The sequence below is a fragment of the Caballeronia choica genome, from assembly GCF_001544535.1.
GTDB classification, from domain to species: Bacteria; Pseudomonadota; Gammaproteobacteria; order Burkholderiales; family Burkholderiaceae; genus Caballeronia; species Caballeronia choica.
The window spans coordinates 1-20,482 of the sequence record NZ_FCON02000139.1; the positions used below are offsets into that span (position 1 = coordinate 1).

Here is a 20,482-nt window from a genome sequence, read left to right on the forward strand (position 1 = left end):
TACAGTCTGGCCGTGCGCGGCCTGCAGCGGCCGCTGAAGGTCAGCCGCGCGTTCGGCCACCTCTTCCGGCCGATGTAAGTTGCAAGCTGGGGCCGCCCACCGGCGTGACGCCTGGGTCGTGAACATCAGGGCCGTGCGCGCTCGAGAGCGAGAAGCCGAACCTGCAAGTCCTGGGCGTCGACTGCCTGCGCGAGGCATCGCATCTTCGATGCTGGGGGTGCGCTCCCGGGCGAGTAGGTTCACGAGCATCTGCAGCAGGTTCTTCATGGGTTGGTCCTTTCAAGGTGGGGGCTCGGGCGCTGCACGCCTTCGCACGGAGGGATGTCCTCAATGGACACAATCAGTTGCACGCATGGGATCGCGACGGACGTCGCGGCCCGCCTCATATGGAATCCTTAATGATTTGTGCGGAGATTTTGACCCACGGTAACACCGGAACCACTGCCGGGCTCAGGCTCGGTGCGGCGACTGGGCACATGAATCGCCAGCGCCGGAATTGCTCAGTCCCTGCTTGGGAACATGCCATTTATGCAGATCGCAAAATTCATCGCCGGGCCGGGCTTTTCGTTTGCCCCGCCGCCGGCCACCGGCATTGGCGTTAAATTGGGCAACTGGAACGTCCTGGTCCCGTCGCCACCGTAGTTATTTCCAATCAATGCATACAGCGGCTGGAATTGCGCAATCTGCAGCGTTTGGCCTTGGCACAGCAACCAGCCCTTGGGCGCCCAGTCAAAGCTCAACATGCGGATTTCGCCAATATACGCGTCTTCCATTGACTTCTCCTTGGTTGACGCTGATCAAAGGAACGACCTGCTCCACACCGCTTCTGGCCCTACACGAAACACTACTGCTCGCTTTGCCACGCAAGTATCGGCTGCGATGCGTTCGGTGGCATTACCCATGTGTCGTTGGTGACGAGGTTCCTGGTCGATCAAAGGCTTTGCGGCATGCTCATTTGACTCTTGACTCTTTGGCAAACCATTTGTGGTCGGGACCGGTGTTCCGGAGCGAATGCCTGCCGCTTCGCACATTACCTCTATATCCCAGAAGACGTTGTTGGCGATGGTGCCACGATTATAGGCCGCAATCCCCAGCGATCTGGCGCAACCAATATGTTGGATATGGTGGGGCCGTAAGCGACCCGACGATCACGCCAGTGGCAACCAGCCCGCCGCGGCTCTGATGTGCAAATCGACCGCTATTTGAGGCATGCGGTTGAACTATAAACCCCTACATCCGGTGTCCGACATGAGGTGAGTGGTTGTGGTGCAAATAGGTAAGCGGGATGAAAAAAATACTATAGAAAGGATACCTTATCGAGCGGACAGGACAGCATTCCATACGGCGGGCGCAGCGGAATCCTTGAGGTCGAGCTTCGCGAGATCGAACTGGCCCTTGCGAATGCGATGCGTCAACTCGATGCCTGAAATCGTGGTCGCGGCGCTCCTGAACCGTTTGAAGCCGAGCATCACATTCGTTCTGGATTTGATGTGCCGATGGTCCTGCTCGATCAGGTTGTTTAGATATTTCGAGGACCGCACCTTCGTGTCTTCAGGCAGCAGACCATCGGTTTTCATCTCGCGCGCCGCGCGGTGCAAAGCGGCATAGCCATCAAGCGTGATCGTCTCCGGCGGTTGGCCCTGTTGTCTTATGGCCTTACTGAGAAAGGCTTTGGCCGCGGACACGTCGCGCCACGCCCTGAGTATAAAGTCCACCGTCTGGCCAGCCCGATCCACCGCACGGTACAGGTAGACCCAGTTGCCGCGAATCTTCAGGTAGGTCTCGTCGACCCGCCACGAGCGACCCGCGGGCGTAGCAAAGCGGTTCCAGCGTTTGACGAACTCAGGCGTATAACGCTTCACCCAGCGCAGGATCGTCGTGTGAGCAAGCGACAATCCCCGTTCGGCCATCATCTCGACCAGATCGCGGAGGCTGAGCTTGTAGCGCAGGTACCAGCGAACACACAGAATGATGATCTCCCGATCAAAATGGCGTCCACCGAACAACTCTTCCAGGCTCTTCAGCTTGCTCATCGCGGGTCATCAGTTCGTTTTGCTCCGACAACTCTAACCTATTCGCCTACCCTGTTTGCACCACAACCCGCGCCACCATCCGAGACTGTTTTCTTCACGCTTCTGTACGCGTGGCGCCTTGCGCCGACGTCTCGCCGAGGTCAGACGCGCTCGCCTGTTCGGCTTCGGCGGGCTGCCAGCGGCGACGCGAGCGATACATCGTCTTGAGTGCGAGCCGCGCCATCTTGATCCAGCCGAGCGGCCTCGGATCGGCGAGCATGCTGAGCGCGCGGGCGTAGTCGAGGGTCAGGCCGGGCGTCCATGCCATCGTTGCCGCGCGTTTGCGCACCTGAGCGGCGACCCACAATTCGGGCGTCGACATCACCCGCACCAGCGGTCTCCAGCCGCCGGACTTTGCCCACACCCGCGCCGACGCACCTTCGATCGCCGCTTCGAGCCCGCGCGCCACTGTGCTTGAGCAATTGCGATACGTCAGGTTATAGGTCGTGTCCTGCCGATACGCGTCCCAAAACCGTTGCAAGCGCTCCGGATCGTAGTTGCGAATACGCACCTTGACGGTCGACTCGCACCACGCATTCGCCTCGGTCCGGTAGTCTGGCTGGAAGACACCCGGAACGTCATTCTCCCGCGTCGCGCGCAGGATGCGCCCGAATTCCTCGGGCGAACGATCGATTTCCGTGCCCGGATACAGGCTGATATAGATGCCTTCAGGCGACTCCAGCGCCGCGTGGCCGGTGGATATCGCGCCGTTCCGGTCGACGGCCGCGATATAGCGGTTCACGATCACACGTGGCTGCGCCTCGGCCTTGGCGGTGGCGGCCGGCATCCAGACGTGAATGGTGAGGGCGCGTTCGTCGTCCGATGGCGGGCCGTCCCATTCCGTTACGCTTGAACTGGCCAATGCCGTTTCGGGCGCAGCGGCAGGCGTCGGCACGGAATCCGCCACCGCGGGGTTGTGCTCCATCCGGCGCACGCGCATGGCGAGCAGAATCATGTTCCAGCCGCCGAACAGCAGGCCGAGCGACACGCAGTATGGAATCGTCCCCGCGTACTGCACGGGATAGGGCAAGTAGAAGATGAATGCCACCATCATCTCGAATACGCCGCCCGCGATGGCCAGACGCCAGCGCCGGAACCGCACTATTCTGGCGGAAATGATCTGCAGGACACCGTCGGCGAAGAAAAGCGTGCCGAAGATCATCGCGAGGATAAAGTTGGCGTGCAGCGTGCCGATCAGGATCAATGTGGCTGCCAGCGTGAAGGCCGAGCCCTTCACGTAGCGCAGCTTGCGCTGGCCGCCCATGCCAGTCCATGCGACGGCAAGCGTCGAGAGGCCTTCCAGCAGCAGCAGGAAAGCGAACGGTTTGAGCGGAAAGTAGAGCGAGCCGTCCATCATGTCGATAAACACTTCGACGCCCAGCGCGACGCTGAGCCATCCCGCCAGCATCAGCGCCTTCCATCGCGTGCGCAGATAGTCGACGCCTAGAAGGATCATGACCAGTCGTACCATGAGGGACTCCGTGGGCTGTGGCACCGAGCGGCGCAGATTGTCTCAATATAGCAGTGCGGTTCCAGGCGCGGCGTTGCACGACGGCATGCTTCAAGATGCACAGGCAGTTTATGGGGCCGCAGGCATTAATCGTCCTCCTCATGGTGATGATGCTTCCAGCCTTTATGCCAGCCATTGTCGTGCCATTGCCGGGGGTCCCTGTACTCGCTCTCGTATCCGTGGGCGTAGGCAAGGGGCGCTTGTGCGTACGCAACGGGAGGCTCCTGATACACGACTGGGGGGCCCTCGTATACGGGGTGAGCTGATTCAGAGACGACGGTTCTCGGCGCTTCATGCACGGCAACATGCCGCGCCGAACGAAGGCGATCTTGCGTGGCGAATTCGTCCGCAGGACCAGGCCGCCCCGCGGCGACCTGCGGTGCGGCGAAATCCCGGGAAGGCACAACGCCGTGATCAAACGGAGTGGAAGGTGCGTGCCGGGCGATCTCAGTGCGGGAAACCGCATTTCCGCGGGAAGAAGTCGACGATGCTCGCGTGCCACGACTGGGCGAAACCGTCTGTCGCTTTGGCGGTGTCGACTGGGTGATGCCGAGCGCCTGCCGCACTTTCGCCATAAAGTGCGACGCCCAATTTCCCCGATTCTGGGGCGCGCCGTTACCCGCTTTGCCAGAACGCCTTGTCGCTGGCCGCGGTGCAGCAGAACCCCGGGCAGATGCCACGCGCCGTTCGAACGAAGTGGAAGGCGTAGGCGGGGAGAGTTCGGTATGGGCGATTGCGGTTGCGGGAGCAGGAGGTGCGGTTGATGGCGTGACTGGACCAGACGAATACAGTTGTTGCGTCGGCGACGCCGGTGCGGTCATCGCGGTAATCTGCTGTGTGCTCGCCTTCGATTCGACGTAGGCGCTTTGATGATGGTTGGGCCAGGCATCATACGTGACGGCACCTACGACCCCCACAGCCAATGCGCTCGCGAACGCAACCCAAAGCTCGGGGCGGCCGAAAAGCGTACGCGGAGCAGCCGGTACTGGATCAAGGACAAGATTGGTGCCGATAGCCACATTGCCTGCACCCAGATGCAGCAACTCCCGCTGTCCGGTCACGGCGCCAGCCCTCGATTTATTTCGTCCGATCTTTCGATAGACCTTGCTCACACTTGTGTGCAGCCGAGGGAACCTCTTGAAGAGAATGATGACCGACACGATCGCGCACATCAGCGTGTTGGCCAGATTCATCCAGAACATCCCATTCGGAATTCCCCGGCTCATTTCGAGGAGCATGAGTGCGAACGTGCCGTTGCTGAGAGCCCAGCTTCCCCAGCTCAGCAGACTGTGGCTACGCACGTCTGCTTCCCTCGCGAGGAGTTTGCCTATGGTCGGAAGGTACGTCAGGATGCGCGCCCCGTTCCAGAACAGGAACATCGCGCTAAGTGCCTGGATGTAGAGTTCGTGAGACATCTCGACTCCCTTGCCATGCATGGCGGGCGGACCACGTGCTCTGTCGCAGGAACCCGGGGCATTTCATGCGAAGCTCCCGTTCAATGAGGATCGGTACCCGCTGGGGATCGCCGGTTGGGGCGGCAGCTCTAGCGTACGCTTGTCAGGCGAACCCGACCTACGAAGCTGCTGCGAACGCAGCATGCGCCTGGACACGCCGATTTCAACAGTCCATTTGCCAGACCTCTGCAAATGAGTGGCACCTAACCGCGTCGCTTGACCTTGCGAACCGTGCAGTGCGGGACGGTTCGCTGCACCGCGCTGCGGGGAACCTGTCACGAACCGCGTGGCGGCATTCACGAGTAAAGGCGCAGGGAATGGCGATAGAAGCGCATACGGCGTCGATCACGGGCCCTTCCTGCAGCGAAATCTCCAGACCTGTATCAAGCTCGGTCGCGACCGCGGCAAGCGGGATTGGCGACGACGTCGATGGAGTCGCGACGCGGGTAAGCCGATTAATTTCAGCTATCACAGGGTGTTATTTGACAGACACTTGCGGCAAGTGCGCATCCACCCCTGTTCGGAGCTTCTCCACCCGTATTTAACAGAATTTCCATAAATCATTTGTTCCGTGTCGCGACTTAAGCCTCTGCTAAGCAATCAAGTCTAACCTAGCAGCTTCGGCTGCGCGTGCGCGCTCATAGAGGAGGTTCGCTCCGATTCGCTACGACGACCGTATTCGACCCCGGAAGCATGGCGCTGATGCCTCCGTCTGTGCACGGTGGCGACACGTCGCCGTCGCAGTTCCCTACCGAGACCAGCTCTGGCCGCTCGCCCGCGAGAGAGGTCTTATCTAAATCACAGCCTCCGCATCAGGAATCTGCCAACAGGTACGAGCCCTCATGGTCCTAACAAATAAGGTTAGCTCCGCAATATGCGAGTGTTGCGGCAATGAGTTCGAAGTTGACACCGATGCCTGTATGCGTTGCGGAGCGCAACGGCCAGCTTGGCAACGAAGCGACGGCTATTCAGTCTGGGACTATGTGCGGGCTCTACGCCACCTTCAACCGCGGCGCCGAACACGCGTTCGTGTTCGATATCGCCTTGTGCAGGATGACCTGGGGCTCAAGTCAAAGTCTCAACACAGACGGCGCAAACTAGGCTGGCGTCTCTTCATGGCGGCGGCAGTGATCTGCGCACTCGCAGTCGCGGCTGCCTACACCACGAAGGCAAGAAGGTCCGAGCCGGGCATGGTGGCCGTAGGAGCCAACGCTTCCGGAGCAACTTCACCGCCTGCGTCTAACGACGGGCCGGTGTGGCGGGAAGCAAGACGATCTTCGTCGTCACGAGCAACATCTACCGCACCGTCCTGCGTGGGCCAATCGGCTTAACGCGAAAGCGCTGCGCATGCTCACGACGTGCCAGAAGAAAGTCATGGAAGGTTCGTCAACAGCTTAAGGACAGTGAGCCGGCAAGATCGCGAAGGGCGCGACGTGTTGCTAGCCCAGTTGGCGGAAGCCTTTGACCGGTTGCCAGCCTCGCCACGATGCGTTGCCCGGCTGGTCCGCCGACAGGTCGTCGAATAGGAGGCCCGAAAAATGCTGCGGCCTGTTTTAGTTTGATGTAGCGCTTGCTCAGGACCGGTCATGAAGTCGGCATCTTCGCAGCGGCCGCCTGATGAGCAACGGCGGCCTGCCCTTGACATAAAGGCAACGTGCCGCGCCGCCGCTGGGATCCGCCGCTGGTTTCAAGTGGGAACGGCTTACTGCGGTTGCATAGATGAATGTCGGTTGCGGAGATGCCCGGCTGAGAATCAGTCCGCGGTTCATGGGCGCGCCGACTTTGTGCGGGTGCACGGTTGATCATGACCCTTCGCCCATGGGTCTGCTTTCTAACGGTCAAAGGATGCGCATATGCATGATGTGGCACGGCAACTGTTGTATGTGACCCGCGCGCCCAGCAAGCCGCTTCGCAAGCAGCTCGAGTCGCGGGGATGGAAGGTCACCGTCGCATCGAGCGCGAAAGAAGCAAGTCAGTTCCGAGGTGATGGTCTGCCGATAGGGGCGTTGCTGGATCTTTCGAGCCGCTTCGACGCCCGCGAGCTTGTTGCGTTGATGCCGGCCCTTGCAAGGACGGATGTCGGCTGGGTTGCATCAGCCGTTGGTGGCCAGCTCGAAGACGCATCGTTACGCGGGCTAATCCGCGACTATTGTTTCGACTACGTTACGCTTCCTGCGCCGGACGACCGTGTTGTCGATGTCCTCGGGCACGCTTACGGCATGGCTGCATTGCGTGAGCAGGCGGCAACCGATTCGCGCGAACCGCTCGCGGACGGCAAGATGGTCGGCTCGTGCGACGCAATGCGCGCGCTGTACCGTTCGATCCGCAAGGTCGCGATGACCGACGCGCCGGTTTTAATCTCCGGTGAATCAGGCACTGGCAAGGAACTCACAGCCATCGCAATTCACCAACGCTCGAACCGGCGGGGCCAGCCTTTTGTCGCAATCAACTGCGGCGCGATTCCGGCGCATCTTTTGCAATCGGAGCTATTCGGCTACGAGCGCGGCGCTTTTACCGGTGCGAATCAGCGCAGGATCGGCCGGGTGGAGATCGCAAACGGCGGCACGCTGTTCCTCGATGAGATCGGTGATCTGCCGCTCGAAAGCCAGGCGGCCCTGCTGCGCTTCGTGCAGGACCGAAAGGTCGACCGGCTGGGCGCTACTGGCTCGACGCCGGTCGACGTGCGCATTGTTTCGGCCACTCACGTCGATCTGTCGGCTGCGATGATCGGAGGGCGCTTTCGCGCCGACCTGTACCATCGCTTGCGCGTCCTCCAGATCGACGAACCGCCGTTGCGCGCGCGCGGCAACGACATCGAGTTGCTTGCTAAGCATATGCTCGAGCGCTTCAGGAAGGATGCGAGCCCGCGGCTGCGCGGGTTCGCGCCTGACGCGATAGCCGCGATGTACGATTACAACTGGCCGGGCAACGTGCGCGAGTTGATCAACCGCGTTCGACGCGCAATCGTTATGTCGGACGGGCGCGGAATACACGCGCCCGACCTTGAACTCGGTGAATACGACGAAGCCGCACCGGTTTCGCTAGCGCAGGCCCGGCACACAGCGGAGCGGCAAGCCATCGACCTCGCCCTGCTTCGAAATCGCGGACGTCTGGGCGAAGCCGCGAGTGACCTCGGCATCTCTCGCGTGACCTTATACCGGCTCCTTATAGCACATGGGATGCGTGCTCCAAATGCGCGCTCTGCTTGATATTTCCTTATTCAATGCAGACAAACTGTCTTTGTGGGTTCGCTTGATGAACGTAGGCGCGCAAGGCGGCACACCAAATTGATATTCCAGCGCGGTGGCAATCATGTCTCGCGATAAGCGAGCCAGACGCGGGCCGCGCCTGCGAACTGTACCGGCGCGGCTTGATGACCGTACGGGGTGGTTAATGGACAGCCGGCTCCGTTAGCAGATCGACTCCCCATCGCATCCGCACGGACATCGCCCTTCTTCAAATCCGTAGGCCGAATATTTGCCGAGACTCAGGCATTCATTCCGCCATCCACCGTAAGATTCGCGCCGGTAATGTATGAGGCCTCCGGGCCGGCGACGAACGCTACCATTGCGGCGATCTCCTCGACGCGCCCGTAGCGACCGAGTGCTGTGGCGGCCTTCTGCGGCACCGCCCAATCGCCTGAGGCGGGATTCAGGTCTGTATCGATCGGCCCCGGTTGGACGTTGTTGACCGTGATGCCCCGGCCTCCCACCTCTCTGGAAAGCGCCTGTGTGAACATCCGGACCGCTGCTTTGGTGGCTGCGTAGGGCACCAGTCCGGGTGCAATGGCACGCTCGCCCACCGCCGAACCGATCATGATGATGCGGCCACCATCACTCAGATGCTTCAGCGCAGCCTTGGTCGTAGCGAATACGCCCCGGATGTTGATGTCGATCACTCTATCCATCTCCTCCAGCGTCGTGTCTTCAAACGGTTTCGGAATGGCCGTGCCGGCATTGTTCACCAGCACATCCAGCCGGCCGAAGGTCGCAAAAGCTTTCTCGACAGCAGCCTCGACAGCTTCGACGTCAGTAGCGTCCGCCTGGATCGCAATCGCCTTTCCGCCATTGAGTTCGATCTCTTTGACCACGGCCGAGGCCGCGCTGGCGTCCTTCGCGTAGGTAAAGGCCACGCTCGCTCCATCCGCTGCCAGACGTTTCGCGATTGCAGCACCGATGCCGCGTGAACCACCGGTAACGAGTGCGACTTTTTGAGCTAACTTAGACATGTGATTTCCGAAGGTTTCCGTGAGCGGTTCACCGCGTCACTAATCGAGTTAATGATTGACTGTTGTTGCTGTCCGGACCATTTCCCAAGGAGCTCTTGGCGCGTAGGAGCAACAGTTGATGCCCTCTGGCTGAGGGTCTTGTGCTGTTCGGGCTTGGTGACGGTTATGTCAATCTCCGTGAAAGGTCGAGCGTCGTGCGTGCGATGGTGAGCGACTGCGGGTGCTCAGTTGTCGGTCGAAGCGGCCGGCCGCTCGTCGATCGCATCCACGCGGTCCGGATAGAACGCGAGGTGATTGCGGATCTGTGCGACGGCCTCGTACGGGTTCTCGTAGGTCCAAACGGCGTTGACCGCGCGCTCGCCGCCAGCCGGAATCGAGAAGTACGCGCAATCGCCCTTATATGGGCAGTAGGTCGCGTGGTCGGTGCGCTCGAGCAACGTCATGTCGATATCCTTTCGCGGGACGTAGACGACTGCCGGGTAATGGGCCTCGCACAGCGTCAAAGCATCCTGCGTATCGACGATGACCTTTCCGGCCACCGTGACCACCACCCGCGACGGATTGCGTTCGATGGTGATCGGATGGTCCTTGCCCGGAATCTTCACTGGCCGGGCGGCTGGAGTGGTGTTGCTGACCATAAGTTTCTCCTTGAGTTGGCGCTTCAGGGGCGTTCGTTCTCCAGCCAGTCAGCGCCGGTGCAATGCGTTATGCGGCGGCGCTCGGCCGGGCAGATACCTCGTCGTACCATCGCTGAAACGCGGTGTGTTCGACTGGAATCGGCAGCTTCATCGCGTTGGCGACGAAGTCGGCCGTCACGAGCGCCGTGATGTCCGCCGCCGAGAAATCAGAGTTCGGGAAGTTCGGCTTCGAGCGCTTTGCCTTCGGCTTCGCGGCGGCACCTGTAAGCGCACCGCTGATTACAACGACGGGGCTGTCCATTTCAGGCCCTCCTGCGATATAGATAAGAGGTATTGGGGCGAGGGCGGGTGCCAGTTCGTAGTGGTTTTCTCGTGTGCCCTGCGACGCCCCTTGTTCGCTAATCTAGTGGTCGATCGCGAAAAGCAAAAAGACTTTGTAGGCTGGTGGGCATGCCTATGAGGCATAGGATGCGGGCGAGGAGCATATGGAACTTCGACATCTGCGGTATTTCGTTGCGGTCGCAGAGACAGGCAGCCTCACGATTGCGGCCGAACAGCGTCTGCACACGTCGCAGCCATCTCTTAGTCGACAGATTCGCGATCTGGAAGACGAGGTCCGTGCTGAACTGTTCAGCCGCAGTGCGCGCGGCGTGGAACTGACTGCATCGGGCAAGGCTTTCCTCGACCATGCGCGGCTGGCGCTCGCGCAGGTCGACGCCGCGACCGAGGCAGCGCGCCGCGCCGCGCAGCCGGCGAAACAGGCCTTCGCGCTCGGCTTTCAGACCGGCGAGGAAATAACCTGGCTGCCGCGCGCCATGCAGATTCTGCGCGATGAATTGCCGGATATCGACGTCACCGTATCGAGCAGCTAATCGCCGGACCTCGCCGATGCACTAGCGCGTGGCCGACTAGACCTCGCGTTGCTGCGGGCCGAACCGGGATTCGATCTCGACTATAGCGTTGTCAGCAGGGAGGAGCTCATTGTGCTGATGCCGAGCGACCACCGGCTGACCGCACGAACAGCGATCCGCCCGGAGGATCTCGTGGGCGAGACGTTCATCATGGCGTCGAACAAGGCCAGGGTTGATGCACGACGTGATCGAGCGGTATCTGCAACAGTGCGGGGTCGATTTCACGCCCGACCACGGCGTCGACAATCTCGCGATGGCGATGTCGCTCGTGGCGTCCACGCGTGGGCTGGCGTTGATGCCGGAGTATGCGAACAATCTGCTGCCATGGTCGGTCGTCAGTCGGCCCCTTGAAGGCGATGCACCGACGGTTGATCTCGTCATTGGCTACAGCAGGTCGAACACCTCTCCAGTCCTGAAGCTCTTTCTTTCGAGAGCAGAAGAACTCTCGACACCGTTCACTACACGATCCTCATGGGGAAAAGGCCGACGTAGTGCCCTCGTGCCTGGCGAATACGTATCCTGCCCTCGCCGGGACGCCGGACGTTGTCCGATTTTCATTCGTTAGCGTTAGCGGACATAGCAGCGCCGGTACGGCTCCTCGCCTTCCCGACGCGGACCAGTCCATGCTGCGACCGGCTAGACGGGAGATCTCCCGGTTCCCGCACACCGAGCGTCCGTACGTGCCAGGGTCTTCGACCACGTCGGGTCGTCAGGGCGTCTCGCGCTCACGCACCTTTCCGTATGGCCTTCCGCGTTCTGAACCGCGTCGGCACCCGGGATGTCAATACTGTCTCGGTTCAATGGCTGGCCCGCACGCTCCCCTATCCGACATCGCGCGAGAAGAGCTGACGCCGCAGGAGCTTGAATTGCTGGCGTTCGTCGAGAAACTGGCGGACTTGGCCAATGGCCTACAAGAGCGCGTCGAGCAGCTGGAGGGATGGCCAGGTTGACCTGCGTTACGTACGCGACAACCTCGGTCACGCATCGATCTCCACCACCAGTCAATACCTGCACGCGGACGACGATGATCGCCATCGCGCAACCGAAACTGAGCTCAAACTGAATTGGTAAAGGCCGCACTCAACGGCCGGTCTCACGTTGCGGCGGCCAAATGATTTGCAACTCGGTGGCGCCTTTCCATCTTGCCGACATCCAGGCATCGGTCTTTGTGAGGCAGCTACGAATCACTTTTGCTGCCATTCGCCCATTCGCCCACAGGTAATCGCGGATCTCAGCTCTCACCGTCAGCGAATGCGCGCTCACGACCCTGATCAGCCAATGGCTCCCCCGCGAGCTGCGTGGCCGCTTTCGAAGTTGGAGCAGTCGGTCCCGCCCAGAAGTTGACTGATCGAAAGCAGTCGACCACGCTTCAAACAATCCATCTCGGTGCGGGTACCCTCAACGTCCTCCGGTCCTTCCACTCCAGTGCCGCCGCTTTATGCCTGCCAGGAATGACTGTTATCGACGGTGCCTGCCTTCTTCGAAAAAGCGCTGACCTTCATCATTTGCTCACCGTCAACCAACAGGAGCAAAACGATGAGCAACTTCCAAACCTACACGATCGATAACGCACCGGCCGCTTCGAAGGCCAGCCTCGAAGACACGAAGCGCGCCTTTGGCTTCGTCCCCAACCTGCAGGCGCATATGGCGGAGTCGCCCGCGCTGCTGGCCGGTTACTCGGCGCTATGGGACCTGTTCTCGAAGAGCACGCTGACGCCGCACGAACAGCAGGTGGTCTACCTGACCTCGAACTTCGAGAACAACTGCCACTACTGCATGGCCGGTCACAGCACGCTGGCGAAGATGATCAAGATGGACGCCGGCGTGATTGCCGCGCTGCGCGCCGGCACGCCGCTGCCGGATGCAAAGCTCGAAGCGCTGCATCGTTTCACGACGCTCGTGGTGCGTGAGCGTGGCTTCGTCCCGGAAGCCGATGTCGACGCGTTTCTCGCCGCTGGCTACACCCGTCAGAACGTCCTCGAAGTGATTCTGGGCGTGGCAACCAAGGTGATGAGCAACTACACCAACCATATCGTTCACACCGAACTCGACGGCTTCATGGCCGGTAACGAGTGGACCAAACCGGTCGCTGTTGCTGCCTAAGCCGTCTCCGGGAGCCCTCACGGCTCCCGTCCAACCCCATACCGAAGCTCACAGAAGGAATCGAAATGTCCACGTTCGACCGCTATAAGGACGCATACGCCAACGCCGCGACGATCGCAAAGCAGCAGCTGCTCACCACCAAATACACCCGCATCGGACTGACCCAGCGGTTGCGTCGTGTGATCGACGAAGGCATCGGCTATGGCCTCGCGCTCGAAGGTATCACTGCAGCCAAAGTGGCCCGTATGGCCGCAGCGCAAAACGCGGCCTGACTCCACTGATACATCAATTCCCCTATTCCTCTCGACGGAGAACACTCATGTCACTGCAAGACAAACTCGACGCATTCCGGGCCGACTTCAAGGCAGGCAAACCGCCGTTCAACGCACCAGCGGAGATTCATCCGGTCATGGAACGCGCAGCGGCAGAACTGATTGCGAGCGGGCAAGCAGGCCGCGCGATCAAGGCCGGCGACCGCGCGCCGCATTTCAACCTGAAAGATCAGGATGGCAACGACGTGTCTTCCGCTGCGTTGCTGGTGAAGGGCCCGCTGGTGGTGACGTTCTATCGCGGCGTCTGGTGCCCGTACTGCAATATCGAATTGCAGGCGATCAACGAAGTGCTGCCGGAGATTCAGGCATATGGAGCCAACGTCGTGGCGATCTCGCCGCAAACGCCGGTCAATAGCCGCAAGTCCGTGCGCACCAACGAACTGGGCTTTCCGGTGCTGAGCGACGTGAACGGTCAGACGGGCGCCGACTTCGGATTGCGTTTCGCATTGCCCGACTATCTGGTCGATCTGTACAAGAACCTGAAGAACGATCTGCCGGCCTTCAATAACGACCCGAGCTGGACCTTGCCGATGCCCGCCCGCTACGTCATCGGACAAGACGGGATCGTGCTGTATTCGGAGGTCAACCCGGATTACACGCGTCGTCCGGACCCGTCTGACATGTTCCCGGTTCTGGAAAAGGCGACGGCCAACGCCTGAGCCTGACTCCCCGATGCTTGACGCTTTCCACGCCGCGCTGGAGACCCCGTCGCGGCTTTTCGATTCCTTCCGGTTCTCAAAGGACATTTGATGACACAGCGTACATTTCTCATAACGGGCGCGACCAAAGGCATTGGCCTCGCGCTGACAGAGCGGCTGATTGCCGACGGCCACCACGTGACGGGCCTTGCCCGCGAAGCAAGCGATTTTCCGGGTGAACTGGTCGGCGTCGATCTGGCCGACCGTGTCGCAACGGGCGCGGTGCTCGATGACTTGGTGCGCCGTTATGCATTTGATGGCGTGGTGAACAATGTCGCACTGGTCAAACCGCAGCGTCTGGGTGAAGTCGCGCTGAACGATCTCGACGACGTTCTCGCGCTGAATCTTCATCCTGCGGTGCAGACTGTGCAGGCGCTGCTTCCCGGAATGCGCGAGCGCGGCTGGGGACGCGTCGTCAACATTTCGAGCCTGACGATTCTCGGCATGACGCAGCGCACGGCCTATGCAGCAGCCAAAGCGGCGCTGGTGAGTTTTGCGCGTTCGTGGGCGCTGGAACTGGCTGGCACAGGCATTACGGTGAACGCCGTCGCGCCGGGTCCCACAGAGACCGTGCTGTTTCGCGCGAACAATCCGCCGGGGAGCGAGGGCGAGCAGCGCTATCTGTCCGCAGTGCCGATGGGCCGCTTCGGTCAGCCCCATGAAATCGCCGCGACGATCGAGTTTCTGCTTTCCGACGCCGCCGCCTTCATGACCGGTCAGACGCTTTACGTCGATGGCGGCGCGTCAATCGGCAGGCTCGCTTTCTGAGGGCGCGCTGCGTTGCCGGTGCCGGCGGCACCGAGTATTTCCTCGACGAAGGCGACGAACGCTCGCGCCTTCGCACTCACCAGGCGTCCGGCCGGGAAGACTGCCCACAGGTCGATCGAGGGCAATTCCCAGTCGGTCAGTACCGCTTGAACCGCGCCACCGGCAAGTTCCGGCGAGAACATCCATTCCGACGCAATCGCAAGGCCCAGCCCACCGAGCACCGTCGTACGCATCCCTTCGGCGGCGCTGACACTGACGCGCCCGGACACGACTACCGCCACTTCCTTGCCGTTCTGGCTGAACGCCCACGACTCGCCGCCGCCTCGCAACGAATACACGATTACCTGATGCTGACTCAGGTCCGCAGGCGTTTTCGGTACGCCCGCTTCGGCGAGATACGCAGGCGCGCCGACAACCAGTCGACGGCTTTGCGCAATGCGGCGTGCTGTCATCGTCGAATCGTCGAGCGATCCCATCCGCAGTGCAACGTCTACGCCTTTTTCGAGCAGGTCGATTGTGCGATCGTCCAGCACGATATCGATCTGCAGGTTCGGGTGCCGGTCCAGAAACGTCTTGAGCGCGGGCAGGATATGCAGGCGCGCGAAGGTCACGGCGGCACTGATGCGAAGCACGCCGGATAGCCCGGTCGACGCGTCGCGGGCGACATGCTCTGCAAGGTCCACTTCTTCGATTGCGCGCCTCGCGTGTTCATAGAAGCGCTGTCCCGCATCGGTGGGTGTCAGGCCGCGTGTCGAGCGCAACAGGAGCCGCACGCCGAGTCGCTCCTCGAGTTGCGCGATCGACTTCGAGACGGCCGGTTGCCCGAGTTTGAGCCGCTTTGCGGCTGCTGAGAACGAGCCCGCCTCCACGACACTGACGTACGTTTCCATTGCTGCCATCCGGTCCATGCCGCTGCTTCTCCTTGAAGGACCGTGAAGTCCGTGTCGTAGCTGAGATGTGTTCATGCGGAAGTCTAGCGCGTCAGAACACTGACTATGAAATTGATGGCGTCGAGTCGTCCTTGCAATTTCGATCCGCAAAAACCAAACGGCCCCGCCGCAGGATCGCCTGCGGCGGGGCCGGTTTGCTATGCGTGCAGTCCGGTTCAGACAACCGGTGCCGCACTGTGGAAGGAATAATCGGTGTAACCGCGTGCATCGCCGCCGTAGAACATCGAGCGGTCGTAATGGTTCAGCGGCGCCCCGACGCGCAGTCGCTCGGGCAAATCCGGATTGGAGATGAACAGACGACCAAACGCGACGAGATCGGCGTCGCCTGCTTCGATGATGCGATGCGCGCTGTCCGCGGTGAAGCCGCCCGCCGCGATCAGCGTACCTTTGAACACCTGCCGCAAGTCTTTTGCCGAAACCGCCGACGACGCTGCGTCAATGTCATCGTTACCGCGCACACGCGGCTCGATTACATGCAGATACGCGAGCCCATAGCCGTCCAGTCGACGCGCGACATAGCCGAACGTGGCATGCGGATCGCTATCGGACATCGTGCCGTACGAGCTTCCCGGCGAAAGACGGACTGCGATCTGGCCTGCGTCCCACACCGAAGCGATTGCATCGAGCGCCTCGAACAGAAAGCGTGCGCGGTTCTCCAGCGAGCCGCCGTACGCATCCGTACGGTGATTCGAACCGTCCTGCAGAAACTGGTCGGGCAGATAACCATTCGCGGCATGCAGTTCGACACCATCGAAACCGGCCCGTCTCGCAAGCGCCGCAGCGTGACGGAATGCTTCGATCACGCCGGGAATCTCTTCTATTGCGAGTGCACGCGGGACGACCTGTTCGACTTCGACAATCTGGCCGTTTTCGTCGTGGATTGCCGAGTGTTCATAGGCACGGATGGCAGAAGGCGCGACCGGCAGGTCTCCGCCGATGTTGGCGGGATGCGCCTGTCGTCCCGCATGCCACAGTTGAAGGAAGATGCGTCCACCTTTCGCGTGGACAGCGTCTGTGACGCGTCTCCAGCCGTGTGTATGTGCTTCGGTGTAGATCCCCGGTGCGCCCACATAGGCGAAGCCGAGCGGAGACACTGAGGTTGCATCGGAAATCAGCAAACCGCCCGACGAAGCGCGCTGCGCATAGTAATCGACCATCAGATCGCCGGGAACGTTGTCGGCGTCGGTGCGCATCCGTGTGAGCGGCGCCAAGACGACGCGATGACTGACCGGATAGGGGCCGACTTGAGTCTGGGTAAAGAGTGTGTTCATTGCGCGTACCTGAAAAAAGTGAGAAGACCTCTGGATCTTCAGGGCAAGCGCGAATGTGCAGAAGACAGCACCGGGCGATAGCTGTCATTCCTGCGCGGAATAGTCAGCAGGGCGAGACGTCGAGTGTCATTGCTCATTCCTCGCGGGAATAGCGCTTATCATTCCGGCCGGACTTCTCCGGAGGTCGAAAGCCGCGCAAAGTTCGTCTCAAGCCGAACCGATAAATCTCCTGAAGGATCACACGCCATGTACCACATTCACGCATTCGCCACGCCTCGAGGCGTCTTCGTTGCGGTCGATTCGGGCCTCAGAAAGGCGCCTTTATCGGCACTCTACCCCTTTGCCGAACCGCGTTCTGTGCGCCCCGCATAATAGCCGGCAACCACTTCGAGTACGCGCTTTTTCTCGGCCTGCACATAGATCGTGGTGGTCGCGAACGAGGCGTGACCCAGCACCTTCTGTACGACATCGACTGGTACCTCATCGGCGACCGACTGGGTGCCAAACGAATGCCGGAACGCATCGGCGTTCGCCTGACCGAGCAGCGTGCGTTCATCGAGGCTCAACGCGTCCATTGTTTCGACCAGCACCTTCAGCATCCGGCCGATTAGCCGGTTCAGACCGTCGGCGGTGTAACCCGATCCACCCACCTCGGTTGAAACGCCAGGATCCGTTTCGTCCATGCCGCCGTTGCCGCCTTCCCGCCGATGTGCCGGCGTGACGCCTCGGTCCACGGAATGATGACTGGGCCAAGCAGCGGCCCGGCTAGTGCTCCTGCTCCCCACTTTGGCGCCCTCGAAATCCTTGTCGCGATCGGCCCAGTGCGCGTGCAACGCCGCGAGCGTTGCGGCGCTCACCGGCACCGCGCGCTCGCGTCGGCCTTTGCCGACGATCGTCAGTTCCCACACCGGCCTCTCGAGTGTTCCGTAGACCGACCGCCTTCTGATTTTCATGGCGGGCTGAGGCGGCTTCCTCTCGCCGCAGGCCCGAGTCGCCCATCAGCAAGATCGATGCCCTTGCCTTTCAGACGCCGGGCGACACGTGGCCGCAACCAGGCACCGATCGCATGGTCCAGATGCGGTGGGGCCGCCGCCAGCTGCCCCGCTTGGGTCACCATCCGGAAGATCACCGTCGTCAACTTCGGTTGGCCGTGCTGGCGGATCGACGCGCGTAAATGGTCAGCAAGCACGGTTGAGCCGTGCGCGATCGCGAGCTGCACCAGCGTGTCGAGCATTCGGGCCAGATGCCGCTCCATCGCGCCCGGGGGTCGCGGCGTGCAGATCCTCATGGGGGATCGTAGCAAGCACGCGCGATCACCGCCGGCGGAATCCGCTGCACGTACGCACGCACGCAGTGCCGTGAAATCCTTGATCGCGTAGCCACGCTCGACGGTGAGCGTTTCCGGGGCGAGGGTGCGTTCAGTCATCGCGGCGCTCCTCGTCGTCCGATGCCATCGGCGACTCGGGCGGACGCGGCATGAACTCCCGCAGTGCAGCCTGCGCCTGCATCATCAAGATCTCGGACCAGGTCCCGCACAGGATCTCGAACGGGATACGCGCGTCGAGCAGGCGCCGCGAGTGGTACGTCATCCGGCCGCTCGCCCCACAGCGCGCGCTGCACCAGGACCACGGCACCGCATTCGCTGATGCAGTCGAGCACCGGGGCGAAATCGCGGTGGGTAACCACCGCTGGCCCATAGGTATGGGCCAGCGCGGTCAGCACGGCGAGTTCATGCGGGTCGGTTTGACTGGCAGCGACAAAGGTCGATCTTCCACGAGGTGGTGCATTGCGCCCGCGCGACGGTAGCGTGTGATCTGTCGGTCGAGCTCAAGGGTGACCCGCGCGACCTCGGCGTCGGAGAACGAGCCCGACTCGTCGTCATTGGCTGCAATGTCGTGTGTCGCGGGCCCCTTCCCTCTCTGGAAAATGGAATGGGCCAATTCCATCCGCAAACGGTACCCCGATGATAGCGATTATCAGGCTTGAGAAGTTGAATGCCTTATCCGAAACAAACAATTAGCATACCTACCTTCGCCCACAGCACTTCGCTCAGCAGTTCGTTGGCCCGGGGAGTAAGTTTCATCGATTGACGGCTCGCAGCAGCGGCACGCCGGCGAGTTGGGCGATCGATTGCACGCTCTGCTGTTGAATATGTGCAAGGTCGAGCTCGGCACTGAACCACCCGTTCGACATGCCGACCAGCACATCGGGTCGATCAGTCAGTAGCCGCCAATGCGGCCACCATAGGAAATCCTCATAGCAGATCGAAAATGCGACGCGCTGGCTCGCGATAACCAGATGCGGCAGCGAAGCACTCACCGCGGCGCCCGGGCGCCACAATCCGGCTGGTACAGGCTGGCGACTATCAAAACGTTCATCAGCGGCGCCAACGACCATGGCACTGTCGGTATAACGCAGAAGGCGTTCCCTGGTTGCCGGCGCTCCAAACGGTGAACCCGATTCAATGAAGTCCACACTATTCGCGGTTTGATTCATGCTCAAGCGTTGCCAGATCGGTCAGAAGCGCAGATGCGCCGAGATTCCCGCACTTCAACGAACGAACGATGGATCGTGATCGGTGTGTCGAACATCGACAGCAGGAATTCCTGCTCGGCGGGATCCATGCCTGGCGGATCGTCGTAGGGTGCTCCAGGCAGCAGGTTGCCAAATGGATCGAGGCGCATATCCCAGGTCATGGCAGTCTCCCTACGGTATCGTCAGGCTGTTCCTCGATCAGGCCGCGAATCGCGGTTGCGACGTCATGACCATGGCCTCGCTCGCAAAGCTCTTCCCATCGCTGAAGCGTTTCGCGATCGAGCGACGCATTCCGGCACGCGTCGGCAAATCGTTCCAGCGCCGCGCAGGAGCCCGTCACACTGTGAAACCGCTGCCGTCCGATGCATGCGTCGAGAAGTACGGCCATGCCGGCCTCCCGCGCTTTGTCGAGAACGTTCATATCCCCGCCCTCCCCTTGATTCAAAAAGCTTAGTCAGAAACCTGTTTTGCATCATCGTGAAGCGGCCGACTTCGGTCGCACGCGTTGTTCGCTCGGGAGCGCACTTCGCCCAGGTTCAGCGCAGCAAAAAGCGTCGCAAGGGTGTAGCGGCCCGCGCAGCGATGGTGGAGTTCTATGTATCGTTCGCGCAGATCCAGTGGTTCACGCTGCAGGTCGCTCCAGATGTCAAATATCCCCGTGACCTGATCGGCGCTCAGCGCACATGGCTTGGTCGGCGGTGCGGCGTCGAGATCACGCCGCATACGTTCGATCCCCGGATTTGAGGCGTGGTGGAGCAGCCGATCCCGACGTTGAGTTGTCTATCGACTGCCGCGTGATGTCGAAGCGGAGCTCACCGGCTTCTGGTTTTGGACAGGCGAAAGACCGCTTTCTCTGGTATGTCGCTTGGTGAATGATTAAGCGCTGCCAGGACACTGTTTTGTCGAAGGGTGTCACCCACCTCGTGCGCAAAACGGGGAATGTGTTACCGCGCATGGCGCCGAAGAGAACACGCTCAGCATCAAGTTCACGAAGTTTCGAGATGATGCTGGG

At 61.1% G+C, this 20,482-nt stretch carries 23 protein-coding genes and 3 pseudogenes; 8 read left to right on the top strand and 18 right to left on the bottom strand.

What is annotated here, in order from left to right:
* The 6 genes and pseudogenes from AWB68_RS49915 to AWB68_RS49920 form a co-directional block, all read right to left on the bottom strand.
* Positions 1-267 (bottom strand): hypothetical protein (locus tag AWB68_RS49915; RefSeq protein WP_235028656.1); only part of this gene is annotated, 267 nt, incomplete at its 3' end.
* 233 nt (positions 268-500) lie between these two features.
* The gene (locus AWB68_RS34810; protein ID WP_087648816.1) at positions 501-773 is read right to left on the bottom strand and encodes a phage tail protein; all 273 of its coding nucleotides are present in this window, start codon (positions 771-773) and stop codon (positions 501-503) included.
* 540 nt (positions 774-1,313) lie between these two features.
* Positions 1,314-2,033 carry an IS6 family transposase gene (locus AWB68_RS34815; RefSeq protein ID WP_087648817.1) on the bottom strand — a complete coding sequence of 240 codons (720 nt, stop codon included), beginning with the start codon at positions 2,031-2,033 and terminating at the stop codon, positions 1,314-1,316.
* Between the two features lie 94 nt (positions 2,034-2,127).
* Complete coding sequence (locus AWB68_RS34820; RefSeq protein WP_087648818.1) at positions 2,128-3,543, bottom strand: HdeD family acid-resistance protein; 1,416 nt, start codon at positions 3,541-3,543, stop codon at positions 2,128-2,130.
* A 125-nt stretch (positions 3,544-3,668) separates the two neighbouring features.
* A complete protein-coding gene (locus AWB68_RS47230; RefSeq protein ID WP_125483138.1) occupies positions 3,669-4,997 on the bottom strand; it encodes a hypothetical protein in 1,329 nt (442 codons plus the stop codon).
* 340 nt (positions 4,998-5,337) lie between these two features.
* Positions 5,338-5,451: pseudogene (locus AWB68_RS49920) on the bottom strand (patatin-like phospholipase family protein); the annotation flags it as partial.
* Between the two features lie 1,438 nt (positions 5,452-6,889).
* Here AWB68_RS49920 and AWB68_RS34840 point away from each other — a divergent pair.
* A complete protein-coding gene (locus tag AWB68_RS34840; protein WP_087648822.1) occupies positions 6,890-8,245 on the top strand; it encodes a sigma-54 dependent transcriptional regulator in 1,356 nt (451 codons plus the stop codon).
* Positions 8,246-8,523: 278 nt separating this feature from the next.
* Here AWB68_RS34840 and AWB68_RS34845 read toward each other — a convergent pair whose 3' ends face one another.
* The 3 genes from AWB68_RS34845 to AWB68_RS34855 form a co-directional block, all read right to left on the bottom strand.
* The gene (locus AWB68_RS34845) at positions 8,524-9,264 is read right to left on the bottom strand and encodes an SDR family NAD(P)-dependent oxidoreductase (RefSeq protein WP_087648823.1); all 741 of its coding nucleotides are present in this window, start codon (positions 9,262-9,264) and stop codon (positions 8,524-8,526) included.
* A gap of 224 nt (positions 9,265-9,488) precedes the next feature.
* Entirely contained in the window at positions 9,489-9,902 is a 414-nt protein-coding gene (locus AWB68_RS34850) for a DUF427 domain-containing protein (protein WP_087648824.1), read from the bottom strand.
* Between the two features lie 67 nt (positions 9,903-9,969).
* On the bottom strand, positions 9,970-10,203 hold the full coding sequence (locus AWB68_RS34855; protein ID WP_087648825.1) for a glutathione S-transferase family protein: 234 nt from the start codon (positions 10,201-10,203) through the stop codon (positions 9,970-9,972).
* A 184-nt stretch (positions 10,204-10,387) separates the two neighbouring features.
* On the opposite strand from AWB68_RS34855, the pseudogene AWB68_RS34860 reads away from it, so the two are divergent.
* The 6 genes and pseudogenes from AWB68_RS34860 to AWB68_RS34885 form a co-directional block, all read left to right on the top strand.
* Positions 10,388-11,258 (top strand): annotated as a pseudogene (locus AWB68_RS34860) (LysR family transcriptional regulator); the annotation flags it as partial.
* A gap of 470 nt (positions 11,259-11,728) precedes the next feature.
* A pseudogene (locus AWB68_RS47240) lies at positions 11,729-11,884 on the top strand (tyrosine-type recombinase/integrase); the annotation flags it as partial.
* Positions 11,885-12,349: 465 nt separating this feature from the next.
* A complete protein-coding gene (locus AWB68_RS34870) occupies positions 12,350-12,916 on the top strand; it encodes a carboxymuconolactone decarboxylase family protein (RefSeq protein WP_087648827.1) in 567 nt (188 codons plus the stop codon).
* 65 nt (positions 12,917-12,981) lie between these two features.
* Entirely contained in the window at positions 12,982-13,188 is a 207-nt protein-coding gene (locus AWB68_RS34875; RefSeq protein WP_200828879.1) for a hypothetical protein, read from the top strand.
* 47 nt (positions 13,189-13,235) lie between these two features.
* On the top strand, positions 13,236-13,907 hold the full coding sequence (locus tag AWB68_RS34880) for a peroxiredoxin-like family protein (protein WP_087648828.1): 672 nt from the start codon (positions 13,236-13,238) through the stop codon (positions 13,905-13,907).
* Positions 13,908-13,997: 90 nt separating this feature from the next.
* On the top strand, positions 13,998-14,714 hold the full coding sequence (locus AWB68_RS34885; RefSeq protein ID WP_087648829.1) for an SDR family oxidoreductase: 717 nt from the start codon (positions 13,998-14,000) through the stop codon (positions 14,712-14,714).
* Here the strand turns inward: AWB68_RS34885 and AWB68_RS34890 are convergent.
* From AWB68_RS34890 to AWB68_RS34915, 7 genes are all read right to left on the bottom strand, one after another.
* Positions 14,672-15,622: a LysR family transcriptional regulator gene (locus AWB68_RS34890; RefSeq protein ID WP_087648830.1), complete on the bottom strand. Its 951-nt coding sequence runs from the start codon at positions 15,620-15,622 to the stop codon at positions 14,672-14,674. The two genes, AWB68_RS34885 and AWB68_RS34890, sit on opposite strands and share 43 nt — an antisense overlap.
* 197 nt (positions 15,623-15,819) lie before the next feature.
* Positions 15,820-16,935 carry an alkene reductase gene (locus AWB68_RS34895; protein ID WP_087648831.1) on the bottom strand — a complete coding sequence of 372 codons (1,116 nt, stop codon included), beginning with the start codon at positions 16,933-16,935 and terminating at the stop codon, positions 15,820-15,822.
* 332 nt (positions 16,936-17,267) lie between these two features.
* Positions 17,268-17,888 (bottom strand): tyrosine-type recombinase/integrase, encoded by a 621-nt coding sequence (locus tag AWB68_RS49925; protein ID WP_235028657.1) that lies wholly within the window; start codon positions 17,886-17,888, stop codon positions 17,268-17,270.
* Positions 17,885-18,361 carry a hypothetical protein gene (locus AWB68_RS49930; RefSeq protein WP_235028658.1) on the bottom strand — a complete coding sequence of 159 codons (477 nt, stop codon included), beginning with the start codon at positions 18,359-18,361 and terminating at the stop codon, positions 17,885-17,887. Before AWB68_RS49930 ends, AWB68_RS49925 begins: the two co-directional genes overlap by 4 nt.
* Positions 18,354-18,524, bottom strand: a complete 171-nt coding sequence (locus AWB68_RS48450; protein ID WP_160110121.1) for a hypothetical protein — start codon at positions 18,522-18,524, stop codon at positions 18,354-18,356. The genes AWB68_RS49930 and AWB68_RS48450 overlap by 8 nt, the downstream gene beginning before the upstream one ends.
* 490 nt (positions 18,525-19,014) lie before the next feature.
* Complete coding sequence (locus AWB68_RS34910; RefSeq protein WP_200828880.1) at positions 19,015-19,431, bottom strand: carbon-nitrogen hydrolase family protein; 417 nt, start codon at positions 19,429-19,431, stop codon at positions 19,015-19,017.
* Positions 19,432-19,433: 2 nt separating this feature from the next.
* Positions 19,434-19,631 (bottom strand): hypothetical protein, encoded by a 198-nt coding sequence (locus AWB68_RS34915; RefSeq protein ID WP_087648833.1) that lies wholly within the window; start codon positions 19,629-19,631, stop codon positions 19,434-19,436.
* A gap of 65 nt (positions 19,632-19,696) precedes the next feature.
* Here AWB68_RS34915 and AWB68_RS48455 point away from each other — a divergent pair, with 65 nt between their 5' ends.
* The gene (locus AWB68_RS48455) at positions 19,697-19,924 is read left to right on the top strand and encodes a hypothetical protein (RefSeq protein ID WP_160110122.1); all 228 of its coding nucleotides are present in this window, start codon (positions 19,697-19,699) and stop codon (positions 19,922-19,924) included.
* On the opposite strand, the gene AWB68_RS47245 is transcribed toward AWB68_RS48455, so the two are convergent.
* A complete protein-coding gene (locus tag AWB68_RS47245; RefSeq protein WP_125483139.1) occupies positions 19,921-20,193 on the bottom strand; it encodes a hypothetical protein in 273 nt (90 codons plus the stop codon). The two genes, AWB68_RS48455 and AWB68_RS47245, sit on opposite strands and share 4 nt — an antisense overlap.
* On the bottom strand, positions 20,183-20,482 hold a 300-nt coding region (locus AWB68_RS49935), incomplete at its 5' end, for a hypothetical protein (RefSeq protein ID WP_235028659.1). The genes AWB68_RS49935 and AWB68_RS47245, both read right to left, overlap by 11 nt.